The organism is Leptospira terpstrae serovar Hualin str. LT 11-33 = ATCC 700639, assembly GCF_000332495.1.
Lineage (GTDB): Bacteria > Spirochaetota > Leptospiria > Leptospirales > Leptospiraceae > Leptospira_A > Leptospira_A terpstrae.
Map to the genome: position 1 here is coordinate 1 of NZ_AOGW02000010.1, position 13649 is coordinate 13649.

Genomic DNA, 13649 nt, shown 5'->3' on the forward strand with positions numbered 1-13649 from the left:
TTTTTTAGACGCACACACGATTTTTAAATATGAATATTCGTATGGAATGAAGTCGAATTTCATGGCCTTAAAACCGAATTCAGTTTTTGAACTAGGTTTGTTTTCGATTTTAATATCCTCAGCATTAATTTGAAATGCTAAAAGAATAAGAATTAAAATAACTATTAATTTTCTTTTCATATTTCCTTTTAAAATATTTTTACACCATTACGTATAACGAACTAGCCTTAACGACGTAGGCTGACCATGAGTCCCGGTAACGGGACGTTAGGGACTGGCACGTAGTTTGCGAATGCAAACGAGTGACAGAAAGCCTATGTGTCGCAGACCGAGCGAGGCCTTGTGCCGAAGCGAAGCGTTAAGGCGCTGTTATGCGATCGGTCTCGTTTACTTAGGTAGTCTGTAAAAATCAATTTTATCTGTTTTAATTAGAGATTTATTTTCTGATGATTCAGCGAAAGGAGAAGAAGTTATTTCTTTAATTTTATATTCTATATTTTGAACAGGATTTAAGTCTTCAAAAGCATTATATCCATCTACAAGTTCATACTCCGAGCCGCAAGATCCTGCCGAAGGGATTAGTTTTCCCCCATTGATGACAAGTTTTTTAGAGAGATTTATGAATAAAGTATCATTTTCAATTCTCCAAGTTCCAAAAGAAGATAGAAGTCTTTTTTGACAGTCCATTTCATCTTCATAAATTTGAACTAATCCATTTTCAAGAAAAGTATGCTTATTTACATATCCAGATGAAGAAACAGGTTGAGTGTCCCAATCGCCAATTAAGGTAATTTCCATATTTTTAAGATTATTCTTTTTCGGCTTATTTAAAAATTGCTTTATTAAAATAGAGCTTTCTGAATTTCGAATTAGATTAAGAATGATTTCATCAGTATTTGAAAGGATTATTTTAATATCTTTCTTAGGTTTATACCAAGAATATTTTTCGAAGAAATTTTGTAGCTTTTTATCATTAAATGTTCTCCCGTGTCTAGCAAAAACTGCATTTCGTAGCAAACGCAACTCATCAATTTTTTCGATAGACTGAATGTCTTCTTTAGAAATTTTTTTGTTATCGATAATGACATCTATGATTTTTTCAACTTTGTTTTTTAAAAAGCAACAATTGATTGTAAAAATTATCGAAATGATTAAATGTAATTTTTTATTTTCCATGATTTTTTCTTAATTTAAATTTCGAGACTGTCGCATAACGAACTAGACTAACCGACGTAGGCTGGCCCTGAGTCCCGACGGGACGTTAGGGACTGGCCACGACACTTGCGAAGGCAAGGGGAGTGCCAGAAGCCTATGTGTCGCAGACCAAGCGAGGGCGAAGTCCCGAAGCGCAGCGGATAGTCGCTGTTATATGCAGTCGCAGAGTGTGAAAAGTATTTCAAAGATTAAGATTTATTTTAAACTTCCGTTTACGAATTTTATCAATTCCTTTTCTTTTCTTTTAAAATCTTTAATTGAATATAAGTATAGATTAGGATATTTTGCATTTTCAATTGGAATTAAATATAATTCGCGAGGGAAGGCAGGATAATCTCCAATTCCTAGAGCAACATAGACATTGATATTATTATCTTTTCCATATTTTAAATATCTGTTTATTTGATCTTGACGAGCCCATTCAACGCCTTCTTTTCCATTATCTACAGTAATCCAACTTCTGAATTTGCATTCAATTGCGAATAATTTGTTAGATTTATTATGTTTGATAAGTAAGTCTGGATCTAAATTTCTTTCTACAGTAACATTAAATTCAACAAAATCAATATCCGAAGTCCAATCAATTAAGCTGAATTCGCTATTATTAAAATCAAAAAGATCTACAATATATTTTTCAAATCTATGTCCTCTCCAAATCTGTTTTCTCTTATTGTCAGGAAACCAAATGTAGAAAGTCTCTTTAACCTTATGAAGAATTTCTAAAATAGCGTGATAGATATTTAATATATTTTCCATTCGAATTTTTTCCGTTTTTAAATTAAATTTTCTGCGATTGCATATAACGAACTAGGCTAATCGACGTTCCTCGTAGCTGAGCCTGCAGCGCAGGCGTTAGCGTCGGCGCGTCTTCTTGCAGGGCAAGAAGCGTGACGGAGAGGAATGTGGCGCTGCCCAAGCGAGGCCGCAAGTGCCGAAGCGCAGCGATTCGCCGCTGTTATGCGACGTGAAATTTATATGTCAAAGACGACATTAATATTCTTTTTATAGCATTCTATGCAGTTTGGTCTTGCTACAGAACTTTTATGTTTTTTTCCACAACTATGGCAGTAATTCATTTCTGACTTGAAAACCCTGTTCCTTTGCCAATTAAAATGACACTCCCTACATAACGGCTGCTGAAGTCTGTTTTCAATTGTTTTTTTACAAGAAATACAATTTGAGCTCTTATCCAAATAGAATTCAGCAATCCTATCAGGTATTACTGTATAGTTATTTGGTACAATATAGTTTTCAAGGTCATATATATGAATTGAGTTTGTTGTCAAGTGTTCAATTGGAATAACATAAGGATAAATATTCTTTGTCTTTTCGTAATATAACCCTATACAGATTAATACTCTTTGTTTAATATTTAATTCGAGTAATCTGTTATATTGGCTTTGGGGAAGAATTTCGACTGTTCCTATTTTATTAATATTTTTTTCTAATAAGATTTCTTCTTCATGTGTTCTTTTTTTTGACTCATGGATTTTTGTTAATTCATCTATGTTATTCTGAATTTTAGTGATATCTCGATATTTACATTCTATGTAAAATTCAATATTTAAGTCACGATTTCTAAATTTAAAGTCAGGTAGTAACGAATCTTCAACAAAGTCTTGTGAGTTTTGTTTGTAATTGTGAGTTTTATGTAATAAATCATAAACTTCCTTTGGAAATAAAACTTCTCTAGCGAAATCCTCAAATTCTTCACCAGTAAGGAAAGACTTGGGTATATTTAATTTTGTTCTCGTAACTTTTCGTAAAATGTCTATTAATTCGTTAAATTCATTCATAGATTTATTTCATGTCGCATAACGAACTAGGGTAACCGACGTAGGCTGACCCTGAGCCTCGTAGAGGCGTTAGGGACTGGCACGGAGCTTGCGTATGCAAGCGAGTGACAGAAAGCCTATGTGCCGTAGGCCGAGCGAGGGCGAAGTCCCGAAGCGAAGTGGTTAGCTGCTGTTATGCGTAGTGGCTTTTTAAATTGAAATTTCCTTCATAGAATCTTCAACCGATCCTCCGTAAGGTCGTTTTCCAGTTTTGTATGCAGCATAAAAAATATTAGATTTTCATTGTTTGGTTTTTGATTTGTTTCAGGATCTACAAAATCTTGATATAAGACAAGACCCAATAAAGAATATTCATAACATCTTTTTTCATGTTTTTCTTTTGATATTTCTATTTCGCAATTTAAAGTCATTAAAAAAGCAAAAAGTAGATATTTTGAATTAAAAGTATTCATTTAATAAAAGTTTATTTGCTTGGTTCTCGAAATTTTTTTTAAAAAAGCAGATATTCCGAATTTTATTTTCATTAGAAAATACTAGACATTTAAATTTATATACAAATATTTTATTTACCAAATAATACTCTTTGAACTATTCAATAATAAGATTTATCTTTCTAGATTCTTACAACATAAAATAGATTCGAAGATAATAAATGTAATATTATTCATTCATTTGTAAAAATAGATACAATAACCAAGAATAATTATTGAGACGGTTGAGATTAAGAAAAATATAAGGTTAATTTTGATATTGTCATTAGTCATATAATCGTTAATAGGTTTTTTCATCCCAGAAAATAACCAACGAAGAAATCCAATGATTCTGGCTATGCCTTCTAAAATATACTCTAACAATAAATCAATTAGTATATTCATTTTAATATTAAGCCATTACGCATAACGAACTAGGCTAACCGACGTAGGCTGACCCTGAGTCCCAACGGGACGTTAGGGACTGGCACGTAGTTTGCGGATGCAAACGAGTGACAGAAAGCCTATGTGCCGTAGGCCGAGCGAGGGCGAAGTCCCGAAGCGAAGTGGTTAGCTGCTGTTATCTGCAGTGGCTATTTGTAAATATTCGGAGATATAATTTATACATAAAACAAAGTTATTGTAAGTTCTAAGGAATATTTTGAAAAATATTACAATTCAAACTTATCGGAGATTTTTAGATAAATTTAAGATTTTCCCCATAAAGAAAAAATAAATTCAGATCATGTTGATTAATTTTCTGAATTACTGGCAAAACCTTTTACAGAGATACATCTAACAATAATGAAAAATTCATCTGTAAATACAGCATTTTTAATTCCTTTTTTGTTTTGTACTTTTGATAAAGCATCTTCTATTGCCCAATCCATAGCAGGGAAAAAAGGTATTCCTAAGAAACTACAACTTCTACCTTCGACGGGTATATCGTCATCGACTATAATTCTTTGATTAAGGTCAATAGTTTTGTAAGAACCCCAGCTCATGCAATTTAGAGAAAGAGTAGTTAAGAGAAGAATATATATTTTCAACATATGCAAGAGACCTTTATTCATAATAAATATTAACGCATGGAATAAGTAGTAAACCGCTAATTTCTAAATCTATATTTTTAAAACTATTTTTACCTGTTGTTTGTTTAAAATCAACCAAAGCATTTTGGATTATTTGCGGATAAACATTGCAATGTTTGAATTTTTTTGTATTCACCTTGTTTTGAGGAGCATTGCTTAGTTCAATATAACCAATGTTTTTTGACATTGGTAGACATGAAGTTAATAATATAGTTGAGAGTAGGATTAGTTTTTTCAATTTTTGTTCCTTTAATTTAAATTATAGCCATTGCAGATAACGAACTAGGCTAACCGACGTAGGCTGACCCTGAGCCTCGTAGAGGCGTTAGGGACTGGCACGTAGTTTGCGGATGCAAACGAGTGACAGAAAGCCTATGTGCCGTAGGCCGAGCAAGGGCGAAGTCCCGAAGCGAAGTGGTTAGCTGCTGTTATCTGAAGTGCGACATTCATTAAATGGATTTAAAACAGATTCTATTTAAATTGATATTTTCCGTTTAGAACCTTTTCTAACTCATCGTTTGTCGGTTTCATTTTTTTGATATCTTCCTCAGTTGGAAGAATTTTTGATTTTATATTTTCAGTTTCAATACCATTGCATGGATCACTTGGGTTTATATTTTGATTTTTGATAGCATTGATCCATGTACAAGAGATTTTCATATACCCTAAAGCACTTGGATGGACGTAGTCAAAATAATCTTGTGGAAGGCCAAGAATAGGATGCATATCAACTAAAGTTATTCTTGCTCTTAAAGAAGGCACTGTATTAATCCAGAATTTATCAATTAGCTGATTGTAATCTCTTATATTTGCACTTAGAGTATCATAATTAGGTAATTGAGTAGTAGCAACAGGTGAAATACGAATTATTTTTGCTAGAAAAATTTGTGTTTTTGGATTATTTGTAAGTAGAGAATTTACAACTTTAAAGAGATCTATAGCGGCATTATTTGGAGATTTTCCTTGTATAATGTCGTTTGTACCAGAATGGACTAGTGTAATATCTGCGAAGCTTGGGTAGTTAGCAATTTTAATAAGTTGGTCATTTCTCCATCCAGGATAACCATCGTGAGTTTGAGTATTAGTAATCCACTGTTGAGTATTTGAACCTCCACTTTGATAGCCTTCTGTAGCAAAAACGAAAGCTTTGTTTGTTATTGCAAATTCAGTCATCCAAACTCTATATCCACCAACAGCTTGATTAGGTGGCATGCATATAAACTGTTCGATCGAATATACTGGACAGTATCCCCAGTCAGTAAAACCAAATCCATAGGTGATAGAATCTCCGAATGGTCGAATAAGAACTGGTTTTGTTAGGTCAACTGATGTATCTTTAGCTTGAGTTTCTACATTTATAGCAAATAACAATGTAATTGTTAAAAAAATAAATTTGATTGATTTAGTAAGTTTCCTGAGTTTCATTTTTGCCTTCTTATTTGTTTTAATATTTAATTTGTCGCATTTCAGATAACGAACTAGGGGAGACGACGTTCCTCGTAGCTGAGCCTGCGAATGCAGGCGTTAGCGTCGGCGCGCTTCTTGCGATCGCAAGAAAGCGTGACGGAGAGGAATGTGGCGTAGCCCAAGCGAGGCCTTGTGCCGAAGCGCAGCGTTTCCTCGCTGTTATGCGAAGGCTATATTTATGCTTTATGGCAGTTTTTTTATGATCCAAAATATTGGTATTAGATAGCATGGTAACGTGTAATCCTTGTTTTCATAGCTGTCAATATTTTGGTTATAATATTTAGTTACTAAAAAATAATTGTAATATGAGGGGATAATGAACGACATGAAAATTAATAGAATTCCAAGCAAGGATATTATAGATTCTCCCCATTGAGCATTGCAGATATTTATTCTATAATTATTTTGAAATAATTTAGTTGAGTAAGCTAAACTTATAAATATTTCAATTATTAAAACTATTCTTACAAGCGCCGCATAATAATTAGGCATCCAGTTTAGCTGATGTATTTTGACTTCGTCGTCATTATGTGCTTTTTTCGGAGAAAAACGTTCAGGGAAGATTTTTGGTATAGCTGTTGATCCTTGTAATTTTGAAAATTCTCTTATATTGGATACTATTAATTGGTCTCTTCTGAAACTTGCAGAGTAAGACGAGAGTAAACTAATAAAGGCTAATAGTATTAAGTTAGAAATGAAGTATACTGCCGCATAATCCAAAAATTGAATAGAAATTACTCCCTTTATAGTTCTTTCAAAATTATTGGTTACATATCCAAAACCTAATAGAACTGGTGCAATAATCGCTAAGAATGAATAAACTGATGTCAGCTGTGTATTTTGATTAATGGCAAATTGTTCATTGAATTTTAAAAGTATTTCTTTCCTTATTTCTTTTTTTAAAGTTTCTTCTTCCATTTTTTTTTCCTTTTTGATTAAATTTATATAGCTTTCGCATAACGAACTAGGGGAGACGACGTTCCTCGTAGCTGAGCCTACGTAGTAGGCGTTAGCGTCGGCGCGCTTCTTGCGATCGCAAGAAAGCGTGACGGAGAGGAATGTGGCGCAGCCCAAGCGAGGCCTTGTGCCGAAGCGAAGCGTTTCCCCGTTGTTATACGACGTTCGGAGTTAGAGAGGGGAGCTACAGTTCACCTTTTATTAGTTTTTCTATTTTATCTTTTGGCGATTTATAATCATTGTCACCAAAACCTTTAGAATTCATTTGTATTTTTAATTTTTCGAAATTTAATCCAGTACATGGTCCAGAAGGATTTGAATTATTTATTCCCGCCATCCAATTACATGCCATTTTGAAATAACCGAAAGCATTTGGATGAATACCATCAGGTGAGTAATCATTTTGATCATTTAAGAGATTAAACATATTTACTACCCTGACTCTAGCTTTTATAATTGGTGGTAGAGCGTTATATTTACTATCAATAAGACTATTGTATAATTGTATTTGGGAATTTAGATTTGAAAACTGTTGATTAATGGAGGAAATTTGAATTATTTTAGCAACAACGACAGTCGTATTTGTATTTGCTGCTAGAATATTATTAATAATAATAAATAGGTTATTTGCAGCGGTTTCGTAAGATTTATTTTGTAGAATGTCATTTGTACCAGCATGTAATAATGTAAAGTTGGAAAAACTAGCGAAGGTTGAGATTTGAATTAGCTGGTCTGTTCGATAACCTGGATAACCATCATGAGTTTGAGTATTAGTTATCCATTGTAAATTATAGGATCCACCGCTTTGGTAACCTTCAGTAGTAAAATATAATCCTAAACCTTGAGTAGCAAGTAAAGTCAACCATCCTCTATATCCACCTCCAGCCAATGCAGGAGGCATACAAAGTTGTTGGTTAATTTGTGAAACGTAACAATTACCCCAATCAGAAAAACCAACACCATAAGTGATAGAATCACCGAAAGGTCGAATAAGAATGGGCTGTAACGATTGTGCAGTTAAACTAGTTAAGTTGGAATAGATGACTAGTAGACAGGCAAATAGGATTTTCTTAATATTTTGTTTCATATTTTTCTCTTTTATTAAAATTTATTCCGACGAATGTCGTATAACGAACTAGCCTTACCGACGTTGTCCGTAGCTGAGCCTCCGATGGAGGCGTTAGCGTCGGCGCGTTTTCTTGCAAAGCAAGAAACGTGACGGAGGACAATGTGGCTTTAGCCCGAGCAAGGGTTTGCGGAGCAAATCCCGCAGCGTAGCGGTAAGGCGCTGTTATGCGTAGTTAAAAATGAGATAGTAGCTCTACGGCTATTTCCGGATCGGAAGTCACTTTGCAGTTAAAGTTATTAATCATTTTTAATTGTTTATTATTTATCAAACTAGAAATGTGTCCATCTGTAAGGAAGATATCCGAATATGGTATTGCAACTTTAGAGTGGAGAATATCAAAGCTTAAACTTTTTTGATATTCCATTTGTTTATTCCATCTAATTAGACTATGGATGCCCGCTCCAATGGAAACGGTCGGAAATAGGTTGAATTTTTTTTCTTTATGCAAGATGTAAAAAATATAGTTACGGATAGCTATTGCTTCTGATTTTAAATCATCTTCTTTCTGTCCAAGATTCCTTAATGCTGTAGGAATATATTCGGTATAGAAATCAAGTGAGCCTAATATTTCTTTTCCTAATAGCTCGTCAAATGAATTTGAATCATTTAGGTTTTCTGCTTTTCCCGTTGTCAAAATATTGAAAATTTCTTCTTCATGATCTTCGATATTCTGAAATTTCCCGAGATCCATCTCTGGATTTAGAAATATATCAGTAAGACTTTTTTCCCAGCTAAAATTTAAGTAAGAATTCTCTAATTCTTCTTTATTTTCAAATTCGTTGAAATTTGGGAAGTTTGCTTGGTACGCAAAAATGGGCTTAGTATATATTGACTTCCTTCTCTCTTGAAAATCAATTAATTTTCCTTTAGCAAATAATACTGCATATTTTAACTCATTTAGTTCTCTCTCAATCATAGGAATAATGCAGAAGTTTTTTGAAAGCTTTTGGAATATTTGAATTAAACTACTATATTTATTGTATTTTTTTTTCTTAAAATTTTCTCTTATATGAATATCTGAAATTAGAGTGATGGCTCTCTTTTTTTCGACATTATCTAGTATAACTTTGTAAAGTTCAGGTATCCCTTTCCTAACTTCTAGATTGTTTTCAAATTTTATGAAATCTATCCAGTAGTTTAAATCTAGATAAATAATTTTACAGTCTTGATATTGGTAAAAAAGTTCACGATTTTTGTTTAAAAATTTTTCAAATGAATTCATTTTTAATTACGCATAACGAACTAGGGGAGACGACGTTCCTCGTAGCTGAGCCTGCGAACGCAGGCGTTAGCGTCGGCGCGCTTCTTGCGATCGCAAGAAAGCGTGACGGAGAGGAATGTGGCGCAGCCCAAGCGAGGCCGAAGTGCCGAAGCGAAGCGTTTCCCCGTTGTTATGCGCTGGAATCTTTATGGTAATTAGTAGTTTTCGGATACTTTTGATACCTTGAAGTTAAAGATGTTTTCGATCCCAAATAGTAAATTGTCTTTTGTTTCGACGGAAGGATACTTTACTATATTGTTTATGTTGGATAGAATGTCCTTCTTTTTGGTATTGTTTAGCTTTTCCCAAAAGTCTATATTGATTGCCGTGCAATCACATCTCGTTATTATGAATCTTGCCAAAGCTTCGGGTAATTTAGCATTTTCTTTCGATTCTTTTGTATATTCCTTGAGTGAATTAAAAAAAGCTAAACATGCATAATCACTTTTAGAGTCCCATACAAAAAGAATTCCCCAACCTTCCTCTAATTTAACTGACGAGAATGCAAGAAGCCCAAATAGAATGTCGGTTCTCGAAATATTCTGAATTTGATTTCCTTGAAAATCATAGTCTAAAAAAGTTGCTCCTGAGAATAGTATATCTGGCATTCCTTCTACATGAAATAGAGTAAATCTTATACTTTTAAAATCATTATTTGATAATAAGCTATCAAGATTTAATTTATGTTCGGTTAAATTCATCATTCCTATTAGAATTCCTAATTCAAAGCTATTTAATTTCAGATTAAGATTGTTACTTTCGGCAATTTTTTTTGCCTCATTTAAAAGTGTAATAGATTGTTCTTTTTGGATTATTGCTTTGGATAATGATCTGAATAAATACAAAAAAGCCTGTTTTCCTGATAGATCAAAATTGAGATTATCAATTTCTTCAAATATATAATTATCGTGATAGCTACAAAAACCTGGGAACGTGGTTGCTTTGGCAATTCCCTGCTTTTTTTCTTTTATTGTACCTTCTGGATTTCTAGCATTGAAGAAATTGTTTTCAAAGACGATTACTTCCCCATTTTTCGAAATTAGTTTAAGTAAAGATTGTGAAATTGCATGGGACTTAATCGGTTTATTAATACAGTTAATAGATAAGCACTTTCCTTTAAGTTTTATTTTTTTTATTATTCTTAATAATTCATTTTTTGGTGTCTTATTCATGATTTTAAGATTCTTGCGCATAACGTAACTAGCTAACCGACGTAGGCTGGCCCTGAGCCTCGCAGAGGCGTTAGGGATTGGCACGACGCTTGCGAATGCAAGAGGAGTGACAAAAGCCTATGTGCCGGAGGCCGAGCGAGGGCGAAGACCCGAAGCGAAATGGTTAGCGGCAGTTATGCGAAGTGCTAAATTTTCAATTATTCATATTTTCTAAATATGCTTTTGTTAAGAGTTCAGCTTCTATCCATTTTACAGTTAATTGTAGAAGAATTTTTAAATCACTTATGTCTTTGTCTTCCCATTTTTTTGTGTAATGAGTTTCATCATTTCCAAGCCATGCAGCTCTTTCTGCACAAGCTTTAATATTTTGATCTGAAATTCTATTTCTAATTGAATTACCAAGAAGCTCTTTTTTTATTTTTTCTTCGTCTTCGGGAAATTTAATAATAAGGTAATCTTTGATCAAAAATTCTAACGATTTTCGAAATCCTACGCCGGCAATATGATATAAATTTTGTTGCTCTGCAACGGAAGCCTGATTATAAATTTCGATAAAATTTGGTGATGTCTTTGTAATTTCTGTAGAAAATTCATTCTTAACTATAGTTTTGGGTAAAGAATATAAGAATTCATAGCTTTTTCCATTATGCTTAAAATAACTTATGAAATAAGATTTGCATTCGGAGTTTACACATAAATAGATTAATTCAATATCATTGTCTTTTTTTATTTGTCCGATTATTTGAATTGGTTCAATATGACGATTGCAAATCGGACAGCTATCTACAATTTTATTTGCGCTGAAGGTATTAGATTGTCCGGCTCCATGTTTTAGTGTAAGATTTGGCATTTTTAATTTCCTTTGTTTTAGATTTTAATTTTAGCATTTCGCATAACGAACTAGGGGAGACGACGTTCCCTGACCCTGAGTCCCGGAAACGGGACGTTAGGGACTGGCACGTAGTTTGCGGATGCAAACGAGTGACAGAAAGGGAATGTGCCGTAGGCCAAGCGAGGCCGTAAGTGCCGAAGCGCAGCGTTTCCCCGCTGTTATACGCAGTTGAGAATAGCTATGGTATTATTTCACCGCTGTGACTGCCATATATTTTCCCTGTAACAAGGCCTTGTTTATAATAATCATTCAATAATTTTAGAAAAGAATTTACATCATCAGTATTCTCCAAAACAATTTTATTGCTAGGTGATAATTTTAATTCTTTTTGTTCCATCTGTTGAAGAACTTGTTTCATTTTTGTGATTTCATGGCTATCTAAAGTAGTCTGAGTTCCTTTTTTTCCTATATTTGAAACGGTTTTAAGAATATTTTTGTTTTCTTTAATTTCCTTTTCAAGGAGAGCGATTCCTTCTATTAAGCCGGTATTTGTTAAAGTTTCAATAACTTCTTTAGCAAATTCAAGAAATTGATTTTCCATACCAACAAGAATTTCGAAATTTGATTTGTTAAGTATATAATAAGTATCTCCAAAGAATAAACAGTCAATCCTTGAGTCGAAACTCACTGTTTCATTTGGAGAAATTTTAAGTTCTCCATCAGCGCTGTCCCAGTAGCTTGATAACTTTTCTCTTAAATTTTTATCATCAGTGGCAATCTTTGAAGATGTTGATTTTCTGAAGCAGAGAAAAGAATTTTTATTATCATTAAATTCAATAGCATATGCCCATAAATTTTTTTTTACATCAGAAAGTGATTTCATGTGTTCTGTTTTCTTATTCATTAAGAGTTCTATTGTCTTATGAAAGGAAAGATTTTTGTCTTCTTTTAGTTTGCTTATTATACCACTTAAATCGTCGTTAATTATTTGATAATTTATAATATTGTATTTCCCGTTATTGGATAAATTTTTTAAAGATTCGAGTAGTGAATCTTTAAAAAATAAATTTATTTCGTTGGATAAATCTGCTTTGATCGGAAAATAATCGTATTTATCAATTGTTTTTTCTTTTAGACCTTTTTTTGGTTTTCTCTGAATAAAGTAGAAAGTTACATTAAGATTTTGCGAAGAAAGTATATCAATAATAGAATCGAGTTCCTTTACTTTTTTCATTGATTAGTTCCTGTAATTATTGAATAATATAATCTGCTTCCGATAGGTTTAATCTTAATTATATCGTCTTCGTTAAGATGGCTTTGTTCTGAGATTATCATTCCTTTGTTGGTTTTATTTGAATTTAAATATTTGAATTCAACCTGAAAGATCGTATATTTAAGGCTTAGAGTTGGATTTATTAATAACATTGATGAATTTGTATATATAAAAAAGGTAACAATTAGTAGAATTAATAGGGAAAAAAGACTTATTGGATTTGATAGATCTTGAAAAAGAAATGGTAATAGGTAGGTAAATAAATAAGACAATGATTCGTTATTTTTGTTTTCTATATCCGTAATAATTGCAGTATCGCCGCTAAAGGTTACACGTCTTTTCATATTTTTTAAAAGAAAGATAAGTCCAGTGAAACCATATAGAGTTAACACGGAAAAAATCGTAATTGCGCCAAAGTGTTGTAAATAAATAAAAAATCCCTCTAAATTTAATCCTGCCCAATGAATATAAATAGAGTAATCATATAATTGGCGAATAGTTAAAATAAGAAATAATGGAAAGTAGGATACTATAAATAGAGAGAAGCGAGCATTTTTAGTTAATTTGGTTTGATTTTCCATAGTAAATATTCCCTAAATATTTTTCTCAATTGCGTATAACGAACTGTATTTGTATTATATTTAATATTCTATTTCGGTCGTATTTACTGTGGAAATTCGTTTATTGTTTTTTCTTTAATGACTTCTGGTTAAACGTTTTTTTTGCCTATTGAGTGACTTTTTGAATAGGGCTTATTTCCGATTATTTCTTTTTATTTGTTATTCGTTTATCATGCGAATTTTGGTGATTTTCTGCTTTTACTTATCTTTATGAGACATAATATTGCTTTGCTTCTTTTTGAACATTGGGCATAGCTTCGCCCCCTGAGTCCCATGTTTTAAAAACGAATCTGAGTCTTTTTTCTGTGATGGTTTTCGCAAACGTTTTTTGAATAATACCTGGAAATTATCGTATAACACGTATTT

14 protein-coding genes are annotated in these 13649 nt (G+C 32.7%); all 14 read right to left on the reverse strand.

Translation table 11 applies throughout. The annotated features are described in order from the left end of the window. A partial coding sequence (locus LEP1GSC203_RS19975; protein WP_039937619.1) for a hypothetical protein occupies window positions 1-180 on the reverse strand: 180 nt, incomplete at its 3' end. Window positions 181-387: 207 nt separating this feature from the next. Further along, on the reverse strand, window positions 388-1176 hold the full coding sequence (locus LEP1GSC203_RS08380; RefSeq protein ID WP_002974501.1) for a YARHG domain-containing protein: 789 nt from the start codon (window positions 1174-1176) through the stop codon (window positions 388-390). Between the two features lie 234 nt (window positions 1177-1410). After that, entirely contained in the window at window positions 1411-1971 is a 561-nt protein-coding gene (locus LEP1GSC203_RS08385; RefSeq protein WP_002974335.1) for a hypothetical protein, read from the reverse strand. 215 nt (window positions 1972-2186) lie between these two features. Further along, window positions 2187-3011, reverse strand: coding sequence for a cytochrome c3 family protein (locus tag LEP1GSC203_RS08390; protein ID WP_002974270.1), 825 nt, complete (start codon window positions 3009-3011; stop codon window positions 2187-2189). A 1222-nt stretch (window positions 3012-4233) separates the two neighbouring features. Further along, window positions 4234-4554 carry a hypothetical protein gene (locus LEP1GSC203_RS08400; RefSeq protein ID WP_051064154.1) on the reverse strand — a complete coding sequence of 107 codons (321 nt, stop codon included), beginning with the start codon at window positions 4552-4554 and terminating at the stop codon, window positions 4234-4236. Next, window positions 4547-4810, reverse strand: a complete 264-nt coding sequence (locus tag LEP1GSC203_RS08405; RefSeq protein WP_039937623.1) for a hypothetical protein — start codon at window positions 4808-4810, stop codon at window positions 4547-4549. The genes LEP1GSC203_RS08400 and LEP1GSC203_RS08405 overlap by 8 nt, the downstream gene beginning before the upstream one ends. A 233-nt stretch (window positions 4811-5043) precedes the next feature. Next, window positions 5044-5997: a GDSL-type esterase/lipase family protein gene (locus LEP1GSC203_RS08410; RefSeq protein ID WP_002973799.1), complete on the reverse strand. Its 954-nt coding sequence runs from the start codon at window positions 5995-5997 to the stop codon at window positions 5044-5046. A gap of 225 nt (window positions 5998-6222) precedes the next feature. Continuing rightward, on the reverse strand, window positions 6223-6957 hold the full coding sequence (locus LEP1GSC203_RS08415) for a hypothetical protein (protein WP_002973626.1): 735 nt from the start codon (window positions 6955-6957) through the stop codon (window positions 6223-6225). A gap of 223 nt (window positions 6958-7180) precedes the next feature. Continuing rightward, the gene (locus tag LEP1GSC203_RS08420; protein WP_002974365.1) at window positions 7181-8083 is read right to left on the reverse strand and encodes a GDSL-type esterase/lipase family protein; all 903 of its coding nucleotides are present in this window, start codon (window positions 8081-8083) and stop codon (window positions 7181-7183) included. Between the two features lie 214 nt (window positions 8084-8297). Beyond that, window positions 8298-9347, reverse strand: a complete 1050-nt coding sequence (locus tag LEP1GSC203_RS08425) for a hypothetical protein (protein WP_002974222.1) — start codon at window positions 9345-9347, stop codon at window positions 8298-8300. Between the two features lie 194 nt (window positions 9348-9541). Next, a complete protein-coding gene (locus LEP1GSC203_RS08435) occupies window positions 9542-10558 on the reverse strand; it encodes a hypothetical protein (RefSeq protein WP_156808582.1) in 1017 nt (338 codons plus the stop codon). Between the two features lie 193 nt (window positions 10559-10751). Next, window positions 10752-11408: a DUF4145 domain-containing protein gene (locus LEP1GSC203_RS08440; RefSeq protein ID WP_002974195.1), complete on the reverse strand. Its 657-nt coding sequence runs from the start codon at window positions 11406-11408 to the stop codon at window positions 10752-10754. Window positions 11409-11628: 220 nt separating this feature from the next. Continuing rightward, entirely contained in the window at window positions 11629-12624 is a 996-nt protein-coding gene (locus LEP1GSC203_RS08445) for a Kiwa anti-phage protein KwaB-like domain-containing protein (RefSeq protein WP_002974103.1), read from the reverse strand. Further along, the gene (locus LEP1GSC203_RS08450; protein WP_002973942.1) at window positions 12621-13244 is read right to left on the reverse strand and encodes a hypothetical protein; all 624 of its coding nucleotides are present in this window, start codon (window positions 13242-13244) and stop codon (window positions 12621-12623) included. The genes LEP1GSC203_RS08445 and LEP1GSC203_RS08450 overlap by 4 nt, the downstream gene beginning before the upstream one ends. Window positions 13245-13649: the final 405 nt, after the last annotated feature.

Coding starts and splice junctions, on each gene's coding strand:
- LEP1GSC203_RS08445 (WP_002974103.1), bottom strand. CDS start 12,624: ATGAAAAAAGTAAAGGAACTCGATTCTATTATTGATATACTTTCTTCG.
- LEP1GSC203_RS08385 (WP_002974335.1), bottom strand. CDS start 1,971: ATGGAAAATATATTAAATATCTATCACGCTATTTTAGAAATTCTTCAT.
- LEP1GSC203_RS08390 (WP_002974270.1), bottom strand. CDS start 3,011: ATGAATGAATTTAACGAATTAATAGACATTTTACGAAAAGTTACGAGA.
- LEP1GSC203_RS08400 (WP_051064154.1), bottom strand. CDS start 4,554: ATGAATAAAGGTCTCTTGCATATGTTGAAAATATATATTCTTCTCTTA.
- LEP1GSC203_RS08420 (WP_002974365.1), bottom strand. CDS start 8,083: ATGAAACAAAATATTAAGAAAATCCTATTTGCCTGTCTACTAGTCATC.
- LEP1GSC203_RS08450 (WP_002973942.1), bottom strand. CDS start 13,244: ATGGAAAATCAAACCAAATTAACTAAAAATGCTCGCTTCTCTCTATTT.
- LEP1GSC203_RS08435 (WP_156808582.1), bottom strand. CDS start 10,558: ATGAATAAGACACCAAAAAATGAATTATTAAGAATAATAAAAAAAATA.
- LEP1GSC203_RS08440 (WP_002974195.1), bottom strand. CDS start 11,408: ATGCCAAATCTTACACTAAAACATGGAGCCGGACAATCTAATACCTTC.
- LEP1GSC203_RS08410 (WP_002973799.1), bottom strand. CDS start 5,997: ATGAAACTCAGGAAACTTACTAAATCAATCAAATTTATTTTTTTAACA.
- LEP1GSC203_RS08380 (WP_002974501.1), bottom strand. CDS start 1,176: ATGGAAAATAAAAAATTACATTTAATCATTTCGATAATTTTTACAATC.
- LEP1GSC203_RS08415 (WP_002973626.1), bottom strand. CDS start 6,957: ATGGAAGAAGAAACTTTAAAAAAAGAAATAAGGAAAGAAATACTTTTA.
- LEP1GSC203_RS08425 (WP_002974222.1), bottom strand. CDS start 9,347: ATGAATTCATTTGAAAAATTTTTAAACAAAAATCGTGAACTTTTTTAC.